Origin of the sequence: Protofrankia sp. CiP3 (assembly GCF_917627345.1) — a bacterium.
In the GTDB taxonomy this organism is placed as follows: domain Bacteria; phylum Actinomycetota; class Actinomycetes; order Frankiales; family Frankiaceae; genus Protofrankia.
Genome location: NZ_CAKJTM010000055.1, coordinates 13,368 through 33,119, shown reverse-complemented (window position 1 = coordinate 33,119; position 19,752 = coordinate 13,368). Strand labels below are relative to the sequence as shown.

The window sequence follows — 19,752 nt, the reverse complement described above, 5'->3', positions numbered from 1 at the left end:
CGCCCTAGAGGCCCCACAGCTTCTTGAACGTGTCCTTGAAGCCGGCCGGGCCGGGCCAGCCGTACTTCTCGCCCACGAGGGGCTTCGCCTGGTCGGGCGTGGTCACGAGATAGAAGGGCGTGACGGCGGCCTTGCGCTCGTCCGGCAGCGACCACTGGTCGACCGCGACCCGAGCCATCTGGTCCACCATCGTCCACATCGCGAGCTCCTGTGGGAGCGCGCTCCACGCCGCCGAGGTGCCGTTGACGACCTCGGTGAACTGTGGCTGCGCGCCCTGGGTGCCGACCAGCTTCACCTTGCCGAGCATCCCGGCTGTCTTCAGGACAGCCGGAACGCCCTTCTCCAGGCCGTTGTAGGTGAAGTAGACGTAGTTGACGCCGGGATTTGCCTGCAGGTAGGAGGAGATGCTCTGCGGCACGGCACCACCGGCGAGATCGTTGACCGTCGTCTCAAGGACGTGAACCTTGCAGGTTGGGCAGTTCTTGGCGAGCTCCGCCCGCATCCCGTCGGCCTGTGCCGTCAGGATGGGGTAGGAGGGGATCGTCACCAGCAGGACGTCGGCCTTCCCGTTCGAGTCCGTGGCTACGAAGTCGGCTATCGCGCCGCCGGTGATGCCGGCCGCGGAGCCGTCGGTGCAGTCCGCGTAGAGGTTGTTACCCGGTCCCGCGGGCACGTCCGTGGAATAGCACATGAACAGCGGGATGCCCTTGGACTTCGCCTGGTTCATCTGCTGCTTGAACAGGTCGACGGGGTAACCGGTGGTGGCGATGTAGTCCACGCCCGCGTCGATGGCCTGTTGGACGGCCGAGCCCGGGTCGGTGGCGGTGGCGCTCAGCGTGGTCAGGTTCCAGCCCAGGGCCGCGGTGGCGTCCTTGACAAAGCCGGCCAGGATGGCGCAGTTCGGGTCCGCGCACTGGACGAAGGCAACCTTCTTCTTCGGCGGAGCGGACTTCAGCGGCGTGGACTGGACAATGCTCGTCGGCTGCGTCAGATAGTTGGCGAGGTTCGCCTTGGCCGCAGCTAAGGACGCGTCGGAAGCTGACGTCTGGCCTGTCGCCGGTGCCGTCGAGCCCGCATTGTCCGCGCAGGCCGCGAGGACGAGCGCGAGGACCGCGCCAACGACGAGCGGCATTATTCTTCGAGAACCACGATGCATGTGATTACCCCGTCGCTCCGTGAGGGGAAAGGCCGGCAGCCGGACGAACAGCCGGCACCGGCCGGCCATCGTCTCGGAATACCGTCGCCGAGTGATAAAAAATCAGTTGGAAAACAGTTGGGTGTGGGGCGGGGCTGTCGCCGCCGGCAGATCTGGATACCGAGTCAAGGCCAGATCAAGTGCCAGGAAAAGTATTCCTCGGCATGCTCGCTGTCAAGGACATGCTCGGCGGCCCGTTCCTGGAGGTTCACCGGGAACCGGACGCGCCCAGCCGCCGTCCAGGCACCATGACCACATACGAGGCGTTCCCTCCCCTCCCCGGCCGGCGGACCGGACACGCGGGCCGAGGATGCGCCCGAGGTGCCCCCGCACCCGCCCGTGGTCCACGTCACACGGGAACCATAAACGTCATAACGATTAACCGCAAGGGGAGCGGCGCGGGGAGAGCGCGCGCATCGCCCGGCCCAGACGCCGACCTGCGCAACAGCACCCTTGCGATACCCTTGCCGCTAACTCATCATGAGGAATACAGTCTCACTCCGCGACCGGGCAGAGCGTTGACGGACATCCGCGGCTTCCCCGCCCGACGTGGACGGCAGCACACACAAACCGTGGACATCCACGGCGGGTGTGCTTCTGGCAGCCCTGCGATGCGGGCGACGCGACGGCAGCGCGCCTGCGGATACCGGGAGGCGGCGGGTGTGCCGGGAAACATCGAGGCGCTCGGCCGCGTGCTCCGTCAGGCCGCGTCCTCAGTCAACCGGGCGCGCGCGGGAATCGCTGCCTACCACCAACAGCTTACCGGGAGCCCGTTCACCACTGGTCAGCCAGTAACCGCCATCGCGATGTAAACCGACCTGATCGGGCGGAGCGCACCTGCCGTCAACCCGGTGGGTGTCAAAGCCGGTGCTCACCCCGGCGAAGGTTTCGTGACAGCTCGGGCAGTGGGCGGCGCTCAACGCCGTCCACCGGACACCGCATCGCCCGCAGCTCAACAGAGTCGGACGGTCGTAATCGACGTCCCGACCAGCCACTGGCTCGCTCCCTCACCCGTCCGACCCCGCATCCGCCACGGACCATGATGCGGTGGCCGGCGATCGAAGGCGCAGGCAGGGGCGGCCAGCCAGGCGATGCCTCGCATGGTAATGCGGCCCCAACGGGCTGCCGGGGACCGGCACTTGGAGGCTCCGGCAATAGGACTGTCCGGCTCACGCCGTCCGGGCGGCGCCTCGCGTCGTTGTCGTCGGTCGCCACCCAACACCAGGGTGACTCCCTCCGCCGCCTCGCGATCCATCCGCCCGGACGCCGCTCCCTGATCGAACGCCCTACTGCCGGAGCCTCTTGTAGAGATCATCAGGGCAGGCTGGCGGGCACCGCCGCGATCCTGTCGATCGCTGTCACCCGGCGAACCCACCGCCACTACCGGTACCACCGGTACCACCGCCGGTCGTGGGACCGGACCCGGAGCCGGTAGCGCCGGACAGCGCGTCCGCGGCGCTGGACAGCGCACCGCGGGTGATGTCCAGCGCGGCATGCGCGACATCGTTGGCGGTGTTCTTGCCGGTGCTACCGGGGTCGGCGGTCGAATCGCCGCCGTTACCGGGGCTGGTGCTGTTTCCCGCGGGGGAGCCAACGCCTGGACCGGGGGTGGTGCTGGCGCTGGTGTTGATCCCACCGGCGCCGGAGGCCGCGTTCGCGGCGCTGGACAGCGCACCGCGGGTGATGTCGATGGCAACGCGGGACACATTGCCGGCCGCACCGGCCGCCGTGGCGCCCGGGTCACCACCAGCGGCTGTCGGGGAGGGGAAGGCGCTGGCCGGAGCCGCGCCCAGGAGCGCGGCGAGCACCCCGGTGACGGTGACGACACCGGCACGCCGCAGGGTTCTGGCGGTCATGCTTGCCCCCAGCAGATATCCGTAGTGGACGTTTCCCTGGAACCCTAGATCGATACGCGGGGGGAAGGAGTCACATACCGGGCACTGTGGCAAGGCTTTCATCACAACCGATCCCATCGAGTCACCCGCACGCTCCGGGGACTGGGGCGGTCCAGAGGAGGGAACACCATCGGTGAGACAGCGGACGCGGGGAGGCCATGATGTCCAGGACAGCGACGGACCATCGGATACACGGTGACGCCGCCGCGGGCGCGGTGTGGGCTGTCCTGCTTGTCCTGGGCATCGCCGTGACCACGCTCGGCGTCGCGCTGGTCGCCAACCCGTCCAGCTCGGCGGACACCCTGGCCATCCTGGTGGGGCTGGCCCTGGTGCTCAGCGGGATCACCGAGGTGCTCGCGGCGGGACGGGCGACGGAGCCCGCCCTGGCGGCCGTGTTCGGCGTTCTGCTGGTGGTGGGCGGAATCGTGGCGCTGGCCTGGCCTGATGTGACCCTTTGGACACTGGCCATAGTCGTCGGCGTGTCCCTCATGGTGGCCGGGCTCATCCGGCTGGTCATTGCCGCGGCCGCTCCGGCGGGGGAGCCGGGACGCGGGCGGGCCGTGGCCGTCGCGATCCTGTGCGTGGCCGCCGGTATCGTGGCCGTGTCCTGGCCGTCAGCGACCGTGTTCGTCTTGGCCGTGGTCTTCGGAATCTGGGTGATCGTTCATGGGGTCACGCAGATCCTCCTTGCCCTGGGCCTCCGCCGGGCGCTACAGGCCAGCCACTGACAGCGAGCGGGCGTGGACGCCCGGTCCGGTTTCAGCGCCGGACCGGGCGTCCACGCGAGGCATCCGCCTTCCCCCGCGGCTGACAGCGCCGCCTGGTAGCACCGCCGCCTGGTAGCGCTACCAGGCGGCGGTACCGCCGTCAACGTTGAGAAGCGCGCCGGTGATGCCCGCACCGGCGTCGCTGACGAGCAGCCGGGCCATCGCGGCGACCTCCTCGACCGTGTTCAGCCGCTTGATCGCGGAATCGTTCGCGTACGTCTGGAGGAACTCCGCATAGGTGATCCCGGCGCTGGCCGCGGCAGCGGGACCGGCGTCTTTCATCATGTCCGTCTCAATCGCGCCGGGACAGATCGCGTTACAGGTGATCCCGCTGGTGCCATACTCGAACGCCGTCGCCTTGGTGAATCCGTTGAGCGCGTGCTTGTTGGTGATGTAATGGCTGACAGCGGCCTTGTTGCCCTGTTTGCCCTCGACGGAGGAAATATTGATGATCCGCCCCCAGCCGCGGGCAAGCATGGACGGGACAGCCCGCCGGGTGGCCCAGAAGACAGCGTTGATGTTCCAGTTGAGGGCGTTGGCCCAGGCCTCGTCGGTTAATTCGTGGATCAGGGCGAACCCGTCACTGCCACCGGCGTTGTTCACGAGGATGTCGACGCGGCCGTAGTGCGCGACAGCGGTGTCGATCAGCCCCTCCACATCGCTTTGCAGCCGGACGTCACCGGGCACGAACTGGGCCCGGTCGCCGGCCGCGAGCTCATCGAGAGCCTCCTTGCCCTTGGCCTCGGAACGGCCGCTGATCACGACGTTCGCGCCGTCGGCGAGGAGGGCCTCCACGATCCCGCGGCCGATGCCCCGGCTGCCTCCGGTGACGACGGCGACACGTCCGTCGAGATTCATGCGCACGACCTCCTGGTCGGAAAAGGGGTAATCACAATACGGACGGTCCAGAAAAGGACGGTCCGGGAAAGGACGCTCGGGAAACGTGGGGTGAAACGCTGCCGGTCACCGCGGGATGTCGGCACCGCCCTCGTCGAGCAGCCGCTCGACGACCCGGTGGAACTGCTGGAGACCGGGCTCATTGCGGCCGAAGACGAAATCCGTGCCGGCCAGCGCGGCAAGCCCCCGCTGCACACCGAAGCCGGTCGCGTAGTCCTCGTCCAGCACGACATCGTGGAACCAGTCGCGGGTGGTGTCCGCGGCCGTGCGTTCCTCGTCGTCGGCCGGTGGGTGACGCAGCAGGATCAGCTGCTGGGTCCGGGACTCCTCGACGGTGCGGCCGGGCAGCACGAGAGACACCGCGACCTGCTGGCGCCAGCCCCCGGAGAAAGCCAGCCCCGGGAACAGCCAGAAGATCGCGCCGACGCAGGCGGCGGGATCCCAGGTCCGCGGTGGCTGCGTGGCCGCCTCGGCAATGGGCCGCAGCGCGAAGGCGTTGCGCTGGTGCGGGCCCCAGCTGTCGAACGCGGCCATGTTCGACAGGTTGGTCCGGAAAACCGTCGTCCGGTGCAGCGAGGCGAAGTGGTATCCCTCGAGGTACCCGTCAACCGTGACCTTCCAGTTCGGCCCGGGTAACACGCGCGTGGAGTAATGGTGGCACCCGGCGAGCCCCAGTCCGTCGAGCAGCGGCTCGAGGTCACCGAGCCAGTTGTCCAGGTCGAGCGGACGGCCCGGGGTGAGCCCCACGAAGACGATGCCGGCCCGTTCCTCGGCGGGCAGCGACACCAGCCCGGCGCGGCCGCGCTCCAGCGCTCCGAACGTCTTCTCGCCGACGACCCCGACGAGGCAGCCCGCCATGTCGTAGGACCAGGCGTGGTAAGGGCAGGTGATCCGCTGTGCTCGGTTCGTCCGGCCAACGCCCTCGGCGACCAGCTCGGCGCCCCGGTGGCGGCAGGCGTTCACGCTGGCGTGCACGGCACCGGCGGCGTCACGGGTGATGAGGACCGGGATGTCGACGACCTGAATGGCCTTGTAGCTACCAGGCTCGGGCAGCTCGCACGACATCGCCAGCGGCAGCGGGACCCGCCGGTGGATGCTGTTGATCTCATCACGCCAGCGCCGCGGGTCAGAGTAGTTGCGGACGGGCTCACGCCACTGCGCCGGGGCCTGGTCGGTCCCGTTCTCCTGGTAGAGCCGGACCAGCCGCGCCATCACCGACCGCGCGTCCCGGCCCACGACGTCATCGGCATGGCCGTCCAGCGTGGAGGTGTAGACGGGGGTGGCGGAGGGCGCGGACGCAGGAGCCGTGTCCGTGGTGGTCATCGGAGCGACCCTGTCAGCACACACATCATTTTTACCGGCACGCCCGAAACCTCTTCCGTCACGATCCGGGTAACTATGATCTACATCACATCCTCTTAACTAGAGAATGTCAACAGTAACTTTTTGCGATGCCAGCGGCGCTCCCCGGCTGCGGACCGACGCCCGCTCGCTCGCCCAGCCACCGGCGACAGCCCGCACCAGCCACGGGCCCGACGCGACGACGCGACGACGGCGCCTCCTGGGGCGGTACATTTAAGATCAAATAGTTACTGAAGCTATCATCAATATAGTGACCTACGCCAACGCGGGCTGAGCCTCGCGGACGAGCGGGTACAGCTGACGCGACGATCAGGGCTGAACCAGCCGCGCATGTTTCTTGACTCGGATTCCCAAAAGCCGCAGCATGACCGGAATCACAGACCGATGGCCGGACCAGGACCTGCCCGGCGCTGCCCGGCACGACGCCGGGCGCGGTCCACGGCCTGGCCAGGAAAGGCAACACCGATGACGCAGCCAGCGACCGGAACAGACCCGCACCCGCTCGACGACGCTGCCCGCGCCGCGCTGACCGACCTCGTCGTGCGGGGTATGCGGCGCGGCCCGGCCCCGGACCTGGACCGTCTGGTGCATGCCGGGCTGGCGCTGGCCAAGGGGCCGGTGACGATGCCCACCGCCAGCGCCAGAACCCTCGTCGGCGGCTGGTCCCGGCTGCCGGCCGGCTCCCCCGAGCGGGAGCGGGTCACCGTTCTCTACCACGCGTTCCTACCGATCAACAGCCGGTTACGGGAACTGTGCACGGCGTGGCAGCGCCGGCCGGACGGCGCACCCAACGACCACGGCGACGCCGTCTACGACGCGGCCGTGCGCGACCAGTTCGACGACGTGCACACGGCCATCACACAGATCATCCGCCGGCTCGCCGACCAGGTCCCCGCGCTCGCCCGCTACCGCGGCGAGCTGGGCGCCGCGCTCGACGCGTTTGACGCCGGTGACACCACCGCCCTGACCGCGCCGCTGAGCGACTCCTACCACACGGTGTGGATGCGGCTGCACCAGGAGCTGCTGCTGCTGCTCGGCGTGAGCCGGGCCGAGGACGAGGCGCTGGAGAACCTGCTGGTCTCGAGGTCCGGCGGGTGAGCACCGCATCATCCCCGTTCCCCGGTGTGCCCCTCATCCCGTACGGTCACGGTCATGTCCGCGGCCTGGATGCCGCTGAGCTCGGCACGCACGGCATGGAGATGGACAGCCTCGTCCGGTTGGGGCTGCCGACCGTGCCGGGCCTCACGATCCCGGCGTCGCGTGCCGGCGACCTGGCCGACACAGCCGTCGCCCGTGGCGCGGTCGAGCTGCTGTCCGCGCTTGCCAGCCGGCGGGTCGGGCAGAGCGAGCGGCCCATGCTGATACGGCTCGTCGCGAGCGCCCCGGTGCCGGCGGCGGGCCTGCCGCCGATGGTCGCGGGCCTCGGGCTCTGCCTCGACACGGCCCCAGCGCTGTGCGCGGCGATCGGCCGCGCGGAGGTGCTGTACGAGACCTGGTCGGCTACGGTGCGAAGCATCGCCGAGGGTGCTCTCGGCGTCCCCGCGGACGACATCGACGGTGTGGTCCTGGACAACCCCGACCCAGCCAAACGGCTGCACGCGCTGCTGGAGATGTGCGAGCGGCTGGGCAGCCGGCCGTACCCGGACGACCCGGCCGAGCAGGTCGCGCTCGCTGCCACCGCGAAGTTGGCCCGGTGGCGCTCCTCGCGGGGGCGGCGGGCCCGCGCGGCCCAGTCGCTGCCGGCCGGCACCCCGATCGCGCTGCATCTCCAGGCACTGATCATCGGCCCGTGGGCGCGTTCGGGGCACGGGAGCGCGACCAGCCGCGACCCCGACAGCGGCGCATTCGCGCCGAGCGGGGTGTTCCATCGCGGCGTGCGCCGCAACGAGCCGCCGGGCGGGCCGGGCGAGCCGGTGACGCAGCTCCCCGGTGGCGCCGATCTCCTGCGGGAGGCGCTGGCCACCCTCGAGCACCACTTCAACGCCGTGGCGCACGTCGGGTTCGAGCTGCGCGACGGCGAGCTCGCCCTGCTCAGCGCGGCTCCGTACGACCACCCCAGCCCAGCCGCCGCGGTACGGCTCGCCGTGGACCTGGCCGCCGACACCATGGACCGCGCCACCGCGGTGCGCTCCGTGGCTCCCCAGCAGGTACAGGCATTGCTGCACCCACAGTTGCGGCTGCGCGGCGGCGAGCCGCTGCTGGTGCGCGGGCTCGCGGCCTCCCCCGGGGCGGCCAGCGGACGGATCACGCTGTCCAGCGTCGACGCGGTCGAGCGGGCCGCGGACGGCGTGCCCACCATCCTGGTGATGACCGAGACGACGCCCGCGGACGTACCGGGCCTGCTGGCCGCGGACGCCGTCGTCACGACGGGCGGAGGGCTCGCCTCGCACGCGGCTGTGGTCGCCCGCGGCGCCGGCAGGCCCGCGGTGTGTGGCGCGTCCGCGCTGCGGGTCGATCCGGTCGCGGGCCGCGTCAGCGCCGACGGGCGGGAGCTGCGCGAGGGGGACGTCATCTCTGTCGACGGGCGGACCGGCGAGGTGTATGCCGGAGCGGTCCAGGTGCGCCCGGCGGCCCCGTCCGCGGAGCTCGATGTCCTGCTCGGCTGGGCCGACGACCACCGCCGGCTCGGGGTCCGGGCCAACGCGGACACCGCGGCCGACGCGGCGAGCGCCGTCCGGCTGGGCGCCGAGGGCATCGGTCTGTGCCGCACCGAACACCAGTTCCTGGGCGCCCGGCTGCCGCTGGTCCGCCGGGTCATCATGGCTGCGGATGCCGACGACGAGCGCGAGGCGCTCGTGGCCCTGGCTGACGCGCAGCGCGCGGACTTCCGTGACCTGCTGCGTGCCGTGGGAGACCGACCGCTGACGGTACGTCTGCTGGATGCTCCGATGCACGAGTTCCTCCCCCATGACGGCGACTACGACGACGACCGGCAGGCCGCCCGCGCCGCGGCGCTGCGCGAGGCCAACCCCATGCTCGGGGTGCGCGGCGTACGGCTCGCCGTGGTGCGTCCCGGGCTCTATCCGGCTCAGGTCGGTGCCCTGTTCGCCGCCTGGATCGACGTGGCCGCCGAAGGCGTGCGCCCCGCCCTCGAGGTGATGATCCCGCTCGTCTCGATACCGCGGGAACTGGCACTGGCCGCCGCCGATGTCGCCGCCGTCGCCACCGGCGTGGCCCGGCGCACCGGCGTCGACATTCCCTACCGCATCGGCACGATGGTGGAGACACCGCGAGCCGCGCTGCTGGCCGGCCAGCTGGCGGCGCACGCGGAGTTCCTGTCCTTCGGTACCAACGACCTCACCCAGCTCACCTACGGTTTCTCCCGCGACGACGTGGAGAGCCGGCTGCTGGCCACCTACATCGGACGCGGGCTGCTCCCGTCGAGCCCGTTCGCCGAGCTCGACGGCGAGGGCGTGGGCGCGCTGCTCGCCATCGCCATCCAGCGGGCGCGGGCAGCCCGGCCCGACATCACGATCGGGGTATGCGGGGAGCACGGCGGCGACCCGGCGTCGATCGCGCTCCTTGAACCGCTGGGCCTGGACTATATCTCCTGCTCACCGTGGCGGGTGCCGGTCGCGCGGCTCGCCGCCGCCCAGGCCCGTCTGAACGCCGCGGCCACCCGGGGCGCCACGGCTGCCATGATCAGTCCGGATGGCCCGTCATGACCGTTGCCGCCGCCCGGAGCAGCGCCGTGACAGCCGTCGGCGCCACGGCCGTGGCTGCCTCCCACGACCACGACCACGACCACGACCATGGCCGCGAGCGCGAGCGCGAGCGGCGCGAGGATCTCGTGAGCCTGCGGGAAACCGTCATGCAGGCCTGCCTGGAACTGGGCGGCCCGGCTGTGGCCCGCGGGCTCGGCGACGACGGGCCGGGCTTCGACGAACACGCCTGGACGGTCCTGGGCCGCGAGATCGGTCTGGCCTGCCTCGGGCTGCCCGCGGACATAGGCGGTGCGGGCGGCCTCGCCGAGCTCACCACCGTCGCCGAGGTGCTGGGCGCCACCCTGCTGCCGGTGCCGTTCCTGTCCTCGACCGTGCTGGCCGGCCAGGTGCTGGCCGGGGCCGGTGGGCCGGCGGCGGCACTCGCGGACATCGCGGCCGGGCAGGTGACCGGGCCCGCGGTCACCGACGCCGACGGGCTGTGGCGGCCCGGCCGTCTCCAGCTGACGTTCCGCGACGAGGGCGGGGACAGCGGCCGTGACCGGGTGGTCCTCGACGGGGCCGCGCCCTTCGTGCTGGACGGTCCGGGTGCGCGCAGCCTCATCGTCGCGGCCGTGTCCCGGCCGGGGGACGGAGCGGATCTCTTCCTCGTCCCCGCCGACAGCCCCGGTGTGACCGTCACGCGGCTGACCACCCTCGACCTCACCCGGGCACAGGCCCGGGTCACCTTCACCGGCACGGCCGCGACTCGGCTCACCCGCGGTGGGACCGCGACCGATGTGGTCTGCCCCGCGCTGGACACCACCGGTGTGGTGCTCGCCGCCGAACAGCTCGGCGGCGCCCAGGCGTGCCTGGACATGATCGTCTCCTACGCGAAGGAACGCCGCCAGTTCGGCCGTCCGATCGGCGGCTTCCAGGCCGTCAAGCATCTGTGCGCGGACCTGCTCGTGCTCGTGGAGATGTCGCGCTCGGCGGTGGAGCGCGCGCTCATCGCCGCCGGCACCCCCGCGTTCGCCGAGGCGGCGGCGGTGGCGCAGGCGTGGTGCTCGGACGCGTTCCGCACGGTCAGCGCGGAAACCGTCCAGTTGCACGGCGGGATCGGGTTCACCTGGGAGCACAACGCCCACCTGTACTTCCGCCGGGCCCGCGCCGACGCGGTGCTGCTCGGCGGTGCCGCCCACCACCGTGAGCGCATCGCCACCGTCCTCGGCTGGTAGCCACCGATCACCGGTACAGACCGGACAGGCGACGGCACCCGTCACACCGCAACCGCCCTTGGCGACGGCACAGGAGCGGAAGATCTTACATTCTGCTGCTGTATTGTTCACTATCAATCAGCTCATACTGCCGCCATCGATCCAGCGATGCTCGGGGGCCGTCATGTCGTATACCTGGCCGCTCTACACCTTTCTGGGTCATCTACCTGCGCCCATCGCGGAACAGGCGACGCGGTTGGGCAGCCCCTGCCGGTTCACCACGCAGGAATATCTGCTCCGGGAAGGCGAACGGTCAGACGATGTTTTCCTCTTATTGAGAGGAATCATTAAGGTGATTGGCAGATCCGACGATCGGGACGTCCTGATCTCGCTGCGGGTGGGCGGCGATGTCGTCGGCGACCTCGCGGCCCTGAGCGGCCAGCAACGGATCGCCACAGTCATGGCCTGCCACGACGTCGAGACCCGCCGGCTGTCGGCGATGACCTGGCGATCGCTCCTGCGCGATCAGCCCGAGGCCCAGGCCGCTTACACCCGGATGCTCGGCGACCGGCTGTGTGCAGCCACCCGGCGCCAGGTCGACCTCGCGGGCTGCCGTCCGCTGGTCCGAGTGGCCCGCATCCTCGCCGAGCTGGGCCAGCTGTACGGCAGGCGCACTCCGCTTGGCCTGGAGATCGACGTTGCCCTCACCCAGCCCGAGCTCGCCGCGGCTGCCGCCTGCAGCGAATCCACACTGCGGACGATTCTCCGCGAGCTGCGGGAAGCGCGGATACTGTCGACCGAGTACCGACGCCTGGTCATCCTCGATCCAGCGGAACTGAATCGCCTCGCCGATACGGACACGTAGAGCGCCCGAGGACAGGACGTTCGACCAGCGAGCGGCTCATCCGCGCCCGGTCCGGCAAGGCAGCGGAGGAAGGCGCCCTGGTACGGGTACCCCGGCTCGTCGGCCCCGGCAGAACACCGCTACCGGGACCTGGGCCGCCTCGCGACGCATCCACCTGGCATCCGACAGCCCCGAAGGACTTCCAGCGCCGACCGCTGAGACCGACACGAGCACCTGAGCCGATGCCTGATGCGCGTCCGCACCGGCGATCGCTGCCCACGGCCCCGGTGACCGCGGACGTCACCGGCCGGCCGTGTCCGCGACCAGACCGCTCAATCCGCCAGTTCTGGCGCATCACAACACCCATCTACCCGTTTGCTACATCCATCAGCAACGGTCGGGAAGGAGCTCAATGAACGACCAGGACCTGCTGCCCTACTCCGTCCTCGCCGCCGACATCGCGAACTCGAGCGCGCACATAACGGCCGACCAGCGCCAGCTTCGGGAGGACTTCCGGTTCATCCTCACTGACTGTCTCGCCAGGCTCAGCATCGAGCTGGCGGCGCCCGGCCTACGCGACGACGGGGACGGCGCGCTGGGCTTGGTCCCCGCGTCCGTGCCTCGAGAAAAACTCGTCGCGGACCTGGCGCGCGAATTCGCCATGGGCCTCGCCCGGCGCAACGCCGACCGGCTGGACAGCCACCGGCTGCGCATCCGGCTCGCCCTGCACCACGGCCAGGCACAGCCGTCCGGCAACGGCTGGGTCAGCTCGGCCATCAACGCCACCGCCGGCATCCTCAACGCGGACGAGGGCCGCCTGCTGCTGCGTCACGTGCCCACGGCCAACCTCGTCCTGCTGCTCTCCCAAGCCATGTACGACGACACCGTGCATGATCAACGGCGTGACCTGCGCCCGGCCGACTTCGCCCCGATGCGGATCGGCCCGGGGCAGAAGGGCGCCGGCACCGCCCTGTGGGTCTGTCTGTGGGGAACAACCCGGTCCGCTCCATCACCGGAGGTACTCGCCGCCATCACCCGGGAGACCGGTGCAAAGCCGGACGAGCCGGATCCGGGGAAATCAGGTCCGCATGAACCCGGCCCGGCTCAGCCGGATCCGGCCCGTCCGTCCAGCCCAGGGGGTTCCAGCGCCGGCTTCGTGGTCACCACCGGGGACCGCAACCAGGTGATCATCGGTGACGTCGGCACCCTGAATTCCGGATGACAGCAGGTTCACCATGACGACACCGACGGCCAATGGCACCGGCGGCGACAGCGGAGCAGCTGGCTCGAGCCCAGGCGAGAGCAGCGCGGCCGGCACCACCGGATCCGCGAACGATCCCGGACGGGCGGGCGGCGGCCACGGGGACGGCGAAGCACCCCGGCCACCCCGTAATACCCGCGGGGACAACGATGATCGAGACGGCGACGGACACCGCAAGACGGACGGCGCCGATCCAGCCAGCTCATCCGACTCCGACGACGAGTTCGGTTACGACGTCGAGGGCAACCGCCGGCTGCGCGCCGAGGCCGAACGAGGCCATCGCAGCCTGCACGGCACCATCGGTATGGGCGATGGCTCGATCACGGTCGGCGGTGCGGTCGGGACGATCAACATCAACGCTGGACGACGCGTCGGGCCGCGGGCCCGGGAAGTCGGCGCGGGAACCATCGCGCGGCTACGCACTGTTCTCGTCGAGTTCAGAGCGAGCCTCGGCGTCCCCACCAGCCGGCAGGAGCTGGCGGACCAGCTGCGGCACAGCCCGGTCAGGCTACTGGTCGGCCCGGACGGTTCCGGACGCACCAGCCTCGCGCTATGCGCGCTCGCCGACGTGCTGCCGGAGGGCGCTGGCGTCGCCCTGTTCGACCCGGGCACCGATCCGAGCCGACTCACCACGACCAGCCTGCGCACCGGCTACGGCTACGTCTTCGACGTCACCGCGGCGGCCCGCCGAGACGGGTTCGACCTGCTCGTCGACGAGCTGACCCGGCTGGCGCGCTTCCATCGCGCCTGGTTCGTGCTCACCATCGACACAACCGCCGGCGCCACGATACTGATCAGGGGCGACGCGGTGCGGCACGAGATGCCCGAGCGCGCCGACGTACTGAAGATTCTGCTCCACAGGCAGTACGCATGCCGGGACGATCAAATCAAGGGGCTGCCGCCATCGGTGTTCAGTGCGCTGGACGGCGCGCCCCTGCGGCAGGTCGCGCAGATCGCGGCGCTGGTCGCGAGCGCGTTGCGGGACGGCTCTCCGGCGGACGCCTACCTCGATGAGCAGGTCCGTCGGCATACCGCGTACCTGCTCGCCGATCCGCTACGGGGCATTTCCCCCGAGGACCTACCGCGCTCCGCCGAGGCGGTGCGGCTGTTTCGGCGAGCCTTCCTGGTCGCCCTCGCTGTCTGCAACGACATGCCGCTCGATCTCGTCATCCGGGCCGCGAACCGGCTGCGGGACATCCTCAGCGACGGCCGGCCGGGCATGCGGGTCGGCACATCGTTCACCGAGCCGACCGCGGCGCTGCTGGAGTGGGTGGAGGCGAGCCCGATCGACCGTGACGGGGACGACACGCCAGCCGGGAACGCCGGCCGGGTCCGGTTCCGCAATCCGGCGATGGCGGGTGCTGTCCTCGACCTCGTCTGGGACGAGCACCACCTCACGCAGACGGCATTGCGGCACTGGCTCACCGAGCTCGCCCTGGTGGGCGCGCACCGCGCCGAACCCGAGGCGGTGCAGGTGCGAGCGGCGCAGGCCGTCGGCCGGTTCGCCACCCACGACTTCGACCTGATCATGGCGGAGCTAGTCGAACCGTGGATCCGCCGCAGCCGGTCGGGCCAGCGCGCCGCGGCCTGGACGGTTGCGGCGATGATCGAGTACCCGCTGATCGCCGACCGGGCGTGGGAACAGGTGCGGCGCTGGAGCGGTCAGGGGGACCGGTGGCGGACGACGGCGCTGCTGGTCTACGCCACCGCGCCCGGGGCCAGTCGCACCGAGGAGGCCCTCGAGCTGGTCCGCCGCACCGCGGCCGTGCCATTACGGCAGAACCGCCAGCCGCTCGCGTTCGCCATGGAGGTGGTGTACGCGGTGGCGTCCGCCGGCGGGATCGAGCAGGTGTTCGACCTGCTCGATCAATGGGTACAGGAGATCGAGCAGGTACGGGAACGGGCAGTACGGCTGCGGCTGCGGCTGCGGCTGCGGGGGGCGTACGAGACGCAGCTGCGGCTACGCCCTCCCACCGTCTTCTATTACGCCGCCGGCTGCCTGCTCTACCTCGCCTCCGACGACGGCCCAGACGACGGCACCCGATGGGCCTTGGACGGGCACGTCGGCACCGACCCGCACCGCCGGGAGATCCATGACGAGCTGTGGCGGCTGCTGCTGACCGCGCCGGTCCTGGCGGCCCTGGGCTGGCCGCTGCTGCGGACGTGGTGCATGGAGGCGGACACCCGGCCGCAGCGGGCCGGCGCCACCGCGGACCTGCTCATCCGCCTCGCCAACCACGGCGAGCTGGTCAAGCGTCTGCGCTTCTACGCGGACCTGTGGTGGGCGGACTGGCGGAACTCCGGCGGCCATCCCGCCGCACAGAATCTGATCAACGACATCTTCGGACCGATGGGAGCCCAGTGATGAGTGCCGAGCCCGACCGGCGAGGGCCGCTGCGGCGACTGCGCACCTGGATCGGTGGCACGCCCGAGGACCGCCCCGAGGTGGCATGGATCATCGTCGGCGAGCCGGTCCAGACGCCGAGCAAGGGCGATGCCTACGACTTCGAGGTGACGGTGCGGTGTGCCTGGCACGACGGACAGCGTCCAGTGACAGAGATCCGCAGCCGAGCAGCCGACTACGAGAGCCTCGTCCAGGAGAAGATCGCCGTGGCGACCAGGTGCGTGCTGCGGGCCTACCCGCCGCATCAGGCCGCCGAGGCCGAGACCTGCCTCAACGCCCAGCTGGACGTACTGGCGCGCCAAGGCCTGCCGGAGACGACGCTGGGATGGTCCGCCCGGGCCGAGGTCACTCTGCACACCGACGTGCGGGCACTGCAGCAGCAGGCATGGACCAGGGCGCTGCAGCAGGACGCGCTACACGACTTCTCCCAGCAGCTCGTCAGCAACTACACCGAGATGGCGACGCAGTGGCGGCGGCTGCTGGCGATGCTCGGCATCGACGCGCTCGACGCCGAGCTGCCCCCGGCACCGTACCTGGCGCGCCACCTGCTGCGGCTGGCCGCGCAGCCCGAGCACGCCGCGGACGTCGTCGACCAGCTCGCCGAGCAGCGCGAGGCCAAAGATGACGAGCTGCTGACAACGGTGTTCCAGGCGGTGGACAACGCGAACAACGTCAATCTGCTGGAGTTCGACGTGGCGCACAACTCCGCGTTGGTCCGGCTGATGCAGTGGGCCGGACTACCGGTGGCCGACTGGTCGAGCCCGTCGACGCCGGAGGGCACGCGATGAGTCCCGCCGCAGGTCGGCGCCGCCCGCCCGCCCGCAGGTCGGGACCGCGACCGGCCGTCCGACCGACCCCACGGACAGCGGCCCGAGCGGTCCCGGCGGCGGCAGCGCGACAGGCCGACGGATCGGCGGCCCGGTGGCCGCGCCTGCTGGTCGTGGGAATGGCACTCGCCGTCGGCGCAGGCCTGTTCGTGGCCTGCCGGCCGGGCAGCCACTCGTCCGAGGCGGACAGCTGCGCCGGGCGTCCGGACACACCGGACGCCGTCCCAGGCGCCGGGATCACCGCGTTGCTGCTCGACCGCTCCGCCAGTGTCCGGGGCAACGCTGGCCCGTCCTACGCGGCAATGCCGGAACTGGACGCCGCGACCCGCGCGGCGGTGCTGCGTGGCGACACGATCACCATCTCCGGCTTCGACGGCTCAGCTACGACGATGGCCTGGGCCACAGTGGCGACCCCGCGGCTGGCCAACCCCGACCAGCGGACCAGCGCCCAAGTCGCTTCCCTGCGCTGCGCCCGGCGGCTGCTGGCGGACGCGGCCGCGGCACCGGCCCGCGCGGCGGGCAGCGACATCCTTGGCGCGTTGGCGGCAGCAGCCCACCAGAGCGCCACCACGTCCGGCTCCCGCCACGTCGTCGTCTCCGACGGGCTAGTCAACTCCGGCTGCGCGGATCTGCTCGAATCCCCCATCGCCGGGGACGTACAGAAAATCGTCACTGACTGCCGAACGGCCGGGCAGCTGCCCGACCTCACCGGTGCCCAGGTCACCATGTTCGGAATCGGCCATCCGGCGGACGACCAGCCGTCGCCGGCAACCGCCCAGCTCGACTGGCTGACCGCGCTGTGGCGCGGACTATGCGGCGCGGCCACCGCGAACCCGACGTCGTGCGACATCCACAGCGAGGCCACGGCGGCGGCCGGCGGGTCCGTGAGCACCGGTCCCGCGGCCCGAACGCCGGGCATGCCGGACGCCGCCGTCACCTTTCCCGCCGTCACCGAGCGACGCGACAGCGGAACGATCATCGTGACGCTGCCCGACCGGATGCTGTTCGGCACCGACTCCACCGAGCTGCTGGCAACGGCCCAGGCCGCGCTCACCGACGTGGAGCGGCGGGTGCGCGGAGCGTCCGGAACCGTCACCGAGGTCGACGGGCACACCGACTCACGTGGCACGGACGACCACAACGATCTGCTCTCGCTGGGCCGGGCGCAGCGGGTCGCCGACGCGCTGCGGGCCGACGGGCTCACTGTGGGCAAGGCGGTCGGGCTCGGCAAGAGCCGCCCGAGTCCGGCCTGCGGACCAGAACACCGCACCAACGACAGCGCCGACCCTGCCGCGATGAGCTGCAACCGCCGGGTCGAGATCGTCATCGCGCTCGGCCAGACGAGAGGATGACGGTGAGCCGGCGATTCTCACTCGAACCACGACCGTGGGCGCTGTGCGCCGCATCCCCGCCGTGCCCGGCGCCCGCGGCGCCCGCATGCCGCTGTCTGGCGGACTTCCTGGCCCAGCACGCGGAGGATGATCCGCAGGATACCGCGCACCTGCTCGTGCTCCGAGAGAGCGCCGAGGTGGTGCACTCGGCACGGCCGGGCATCGAGCAGGCGCTGCGGACCCTCATCACAGCGGCCACGGCGACCGACTCCGCCCTGCGTGCCCTGGCCACCTTCGTGCGGCAGGAGCGGATCCTCGCCACTCGCCGGCAGACGGCCCGGGTGCAGGCCCGCTACGCCGACGACGGGCCACACGACCGGCGCCGACAGCTGCGGGTGCCCCGCTTCCTGTCGCTGTCGGCGCTTGCCATGGCCGCGACGCTGGTGGTGGCACTGTTCGAGGTCTGGTTCCTGGGCCGGTTGTTCCGCTACCTGACCGGAGTCGGCAGCTCGGTTGCCTCCGTCGAGTACTGGCTGTCCTATCTGCCGGGGGTGGGACTGGCCCTGCTGCTGTTCTGGACCGGCCATCTGCTCGCTGAACCGGTCGTCATATGGCGCCGGCGGCGTGCCGGATGGACGGATGCCGAACCGCCCTGGCCGGAATGGCGGGTGCCGGGTGCGCTCGCCGTCGCGGTGCTGGCGTTGATCGGCATGGCCGCCAAAGCCCGCGGCGATTTCCTGACGACGGCGGGACGGTTGTCCAACGAGCTCAGCCAAAACGGCGGTGCCAGCGGCGGGGCATCCGGCCCCTACCTGACCGTGGTGGTCGTCTTCCTCCTGGTGATGCTCAGCGTCAGCCCGATCGTCATGAAGATCGCTATTCACAATCCGGACGCCGACAGCGCCAACGATGCCGCCGCGGAACTCGCCGCGGCCGAGGATGACTACCACCGGCTCCGGCAGGAGGCCGAGAACGCCCTCGCCGTGCAGCAGGACGCTTGGGCGGGCCTGCGCGGGCTGATCTGGTCGACGTACAGCGCTGTCGACGATCTGTGGGTGATGGCGGGGCTGCGGTTCTCAGGGCTGCTGCCGCCATCCGGCCAGCCGCTCGATCCCGAGCCGCCCGACGGGAAAATGAGCGCCGGCCTGCTCGCGCGCACGCCGCGGACCCCGCCGGCGTTCGGCTATGTGCTGCACGCCGCGCACAACCTCGGCCCGTACTCCCCCGCATCCGCTGTGGATCGACTGAACAAGCTGGTGGCGCTGGCGGACGGCCAGTGGCAAGACCGGATCATCCCATCCTCCGACGATCCCGTGACCGCCGACTGGCATCGCTTTGCCAGGCTCGACACCCTCACCACTCACTGGAACCGTCCAGGCTGGACCCCCGGACGTCGCGCCTACCACTGGGTGCTGACCTTCGAGGGCGCCGCCGAGTTGCACGAACTGGCGACACGGTGCCAGGACCGGCTGCAGCTGCCCGGCCTCGACCGCGTGTCCCCCGACGAGCTGCGACTCACCCTCGCTCGGCTGGCCTTCGGCGACGAGATCGACGACATCGGCGATATCAACCGTGCTGTTGCCGAGGCCCGTCGGTCGCTCGCGGCCATCGAACCATTCACGCTGATCGTGGGTCCGGCGACCGGCTCCCCGGACTCGATCGGACTCGCCGTCGTCCCCTGGGAGCCGCTGCTTGCCCTGAATGACCACCTCCTTGACGCGGGGGCCCGCACGGTGAAAGCCATGGGCGAACCTGACGAGTTCCACCCATATATCAACATCGCCTACGTCGGCGAAACGATCGACGCGCGCCCGGTCGTCGAGACCGTCGCGGCCCTGCGGGAGCTGCCCCGGATCCGCGTCGTGGTCCATTCCGTCGCCCTGGTGGAGCTGCGCCGCGAGAGCCACGCGTACGAGTGGGATACGGTGGCCCGGCTGCCGCTGGGAGCCGGCGAGAACAGCGACGAGGATGCCGATTGGGACGACGGCCCCACCGCCGATTGATCATTTTGCGGAGTCGACAGCGACAGCGTACCCGGACGCGACGGTCTCGCAGGCACCTTGAAGGTCGTGGGCGGTCCGCTTCAGGAAGCGCCATCCACCGAGCTGATC

The 19,752-nt window shown here is 70.8% G+C and carries 16 protein-coding genes; 11 read left to right on the top strand and 5 right to left on the bottom strand.

Features of this window, described 5'->3' with window-relative positions:
* Positions 1-4: 4 nt before the first annotated feature.
* Both MJ797_RS17610 and MJ797_RS17605 read right to left on the bottom strand, forming a co-directional pair.
* Complete coding sequence (locus tag MJ797_RS17610; protein WP_239336277.1) at positions 5-1,132, bottom strand: substrate-binding domain-containing protein; 1,128 nt, start codon at positions 1,130-1,132, stop codon at positions 5-7.
* 188 nt (positions 1,133-1,320) lie between these two features.
* Entirely contained in the window at positions 1,321-1,548 is a 228-nt protein-coding gene (locus MJ797_RS17605) for a hypothetical protein (RefSeq protein WP_239336275.1), read from the bottom strand.
* A gap of 258 nt (positions 1,549-1,806) precedes the next feature.
* Here MJ797_RS17605 and MJ797_RS17600 point away from each other — a divergent pair, with 258 nt between their 5' ends.
* A complete protein-coding gene (locus tag MJ797_RS17600; RefSeq protein ID WP_239336274.1) occupies positions 1,807-2,007 on the top strand; it encodes a hypothetical protein in 201 nt (66 codons plus the stop codon).
* A gap of 546 nt (positions 2,008-2,553) precedes the next feature.
* Here the strand turns inward: MJ797_RS17600 and MJ797_RS17595 are convergent.
* The gene (locus MJ797_RS17595) at positions 2,554-3,051 is read right to left on the bottom strand and encodes a hypothetical protein (RefSeq protein WP_239336273.1); all 498 of its coding nucleotides are present in this window, start codon (positions 3,049-3,051) and stop codon (positions 2,554-2,556) included.
* Positions 3,052-3,251: 200 nt separating this feature from the next.
* Between MJ797_RS17595 and MJ797_RS17590 the strand changes: the two genes are divergently transcribed.
* Positions 3,252-3,818: an HdeD family acid-resistance protein gene (locus tag MJ797_RS17590; RefSeq protein ID WP_239336272.1), complete on the top strand. Its 567-nt coding sequence runs from the start codon at positions 3,252-3,254 to the stop codon at positions 3,816-3,818.
* A 117-nt stretch (positions 3,819-3,935) separates the two neighbouring features.
* On the opposite strand, the gene MJ797_RS17585 is transcribed toward MJ797_RS17590, so the two are convergent.
* Entirely contained in the window at positions 3,936-4,715 is a 780-nt protein-coding gene (locus MJ797_RS17585; RefSeq protein WP_239336271.1) for an SDR family NAD(P)-dependent oxidoreductase, read from the bottom strand.
* A 105-nt stretch (positions 4,716-4,820) separates the two neighbouring features.
* The gene (locus MJ797_RS17580; protein WP_239336270.1) at positions 4,821-6,077 is read right to left on the bottom strand and encodes an aromatic ring-hydroxylating dioxygenase subunit alpha; all 1,257 of its coding nucleotides are present in this window, start codon (positions 6,075-6,077) and stop codon (positions 4,821-4,823) included.
* Between the two features lie 504 nt (positions 6,078-6,581).
* On the opposite strand from MJ797_RS17580, the gene MJ797_RS17575 reads away from it, so the two are divergent.
* From MJ797_RS17575 to MJ797_RS17535, 9 genes are all read left to right on the top strand, one after another.
* Positions 6,582-7,214, top strand: a complete 633-nt coding sequence (locus MJ797_RS17575) for a hypothetical protein (protein WP_239336257.1) — start codon at positions 6,582-6,584, stop codon at positions 7,212-7,214.
* On the top strand, positions 7,211-9,781 hold the full coding sequence (locus tag MJ797_RS17570; protein WP_239336255.1) for a putative PEP-binding protein: 2,571 nt from the start codon (positions 7,211-7,213) through the stop codon (positions 9,779-9,781). The genes MJ797_RS17575 and MJ797_RS17570 overlap by 4 nt, the downstream gene beginning before the upstream one ends.
* Complete coding sequence (locus MJ797_RS17565) at positions 9,778-10,995, top strand: acyl-CoA dehydrogenase family protein (RefSeq protein ID WP_239336253.1); 1,218 nt, start codon at positions 9,778-9,780, stop codon at positions 10,993-10,995. The genes MJ797_RS17570 and MJ797_RS17565 overlap by 4 nt, the downstream gene beginning before the upstream one ends.
* Positions 10,996-11,158: 163 nt before the next feature.
* Positions 11,159-11,839 carry a Crp/Fnr family transcriptional regulator gene (locus tag MJ797_RS17560; protein ID WP_239336250.1) on the top strand — a complete coding sequence of 227 codons (681 nt, stop codon included), beginning with the start codon at positions 11,159-11,161 and terminating at the stop codon, positions 11,837-11,839.
* Positions 11,840-12,230: 391 nt separating this feature from the next.
* Positions 12,231-13,040: a hypothetical protein gene (locus MJ797_RS17555; protein ID WP_239336248.1), complete on the top strand. Its 810-nt coding sequence runs from the start codon at positions 12,231-12,233 to the stop codon at positions 13,038-13,040.
* A 13-nt stretch (positions 13,041-13,053) separates the two neighbouring features.
* Positions 13,054-15,444, top strand: a complete 2,391-nt coding sequence (locus MJ797_RS17550; protein WP_239336245.1) for an ATP-binding protein — start codon at positions 13,054-13,056, stop codon at positions 15,442-15,444.
* Positions 15,444-16,271, top strand: a complete 828-nt coding sequence (locus MJ797_RS17545; RefSeq protein ID WP_239336236.1) for a hypothetical protein — start codon at positions 15,444-15,446, stop codon at positions 16,269-16,271. Before MJ797_RS17550 ends, MJ797_RS17545 begins: the two co-directional genes overlap by 1 nt.
* Positions 16,272-16,429: 158 nt before the next feature.
* Complete coding sequence (locus MJ797_RS17540) at positions 16,430-17,662, top strand: OmpA family protein (RefSeq protein WP_239336233.1); 1,233 nt, start codon at positions 16,430-16,432, stop codon at positions 17,660-17,662.
* 2 nt (positions 17,663-17,664) lie between these two features.
* The gene (locus MJ797_RS17535; RefSeq protein ID WP_239336230.1) at positions 17,665-19,644 is read left to right on the top strand and encodes a 2'-5' RNA ligase family protein; all 1,980 of its coding nucleotides are present in this window, start codon (positions 17,665-17,667) and stop codon (positions 19,642-19,644) included.
* Positions 19,645-19,752: the final 108 nt, after the last annotated feature.

Bases quoted from the DNA above. Each gene is read 5' to 3' on its own strand.
- MJ797_RS17580 (WP_239336270.1), bottom strand. From the start codon at position 6,077: ATGACCACCACGGACACGGCTCCTGCGTCCGCGCCCTCCGCCACCCCC.
- MJ797_RS17575 (WP_239336257.1), top strand. From the start codon at position 6,582: ATGACGCAGCCAGCGACCGGAACAGACCCGCACCCGCTCGACGACGCT.
- MJ797_RS17560 (WP_239336250.1), top strand. From the start codon at position 11,159: ATGTCGTATACCTGGCCGCTCTACACCTTTCTGGGTCATCTACCTGCG.
- MJ797_RS17545 (WP_239336236.1), top strand. From the start codon at position 15,444: ATGAGTGCCGAGCCCGACCGGCGAGGGCCGCTGCGGCGACTGCGCACC.
- MJ797_RS17555 (WP_239336248.1), top strand. From the start codon at position 12,231: ATGAACGACCAGGACCTGCTGCCCTACTCCGTCCTCGCCGCCGACATC.
- MJ797_RS17585 (WP_239336271.1), bottom strand. From the start codon at position 4,715: ATGAATCTCGACGGACGTGTCGCCGTCGTCACCGGAGGCAGCCGGGGC.
- MJ797_RS17590 (WP_239336272.1), top strand. From the start codon at position 3,252: ATGTCCAGGACAGCGACGGACCATCGGATACACGGTGACGCCGCCGCG.
- MJ797_RS17565 (WP_239336253.1), top strand. From the start codon at position 9,778: ATGACCGTTGCCGCCGCCCGGAGCAGCGCCGTGACAGCCGTCGGCGCC.
- MJ797_RS17550 (WP_239336245.1), top strand. From the start codon at position 13,054: ATGACGACACCGACGGCCAATGGCACCGGCGGCGACAGCGGAGCAGCT.
- MJ797_RS17600 (WP_239336274.1), top strand. From the start codon at position 1,807: ATGCGGGCGACGCGACGGCAGCGCGCCTGCGGATACCGGGAGGCGGCG.
- MJ797_RS17595 (WP_239336273.1), bottom strand. From the start codon at position 3,051: ATGACCGCCAGAACCCTGCGGCGTGCCGGTGTCGTCACCGTCACCGGG.
- MJ797_RS17540 (WP_239336233.1), top strand. From the start codon at position 16,430: ATGGCACTCGCCGTCGGCGCAGGCCTGTTCGTGGCCTGCCGGCCGGGC.
- MJ797_RS17610 (WP_239336277.1), bottom strand. From the start codon at position 1,132: ATGCCGCTCGTCGTTGGCGCGGTCCTCGCGCTCGTCCTCGCGGCCTGC.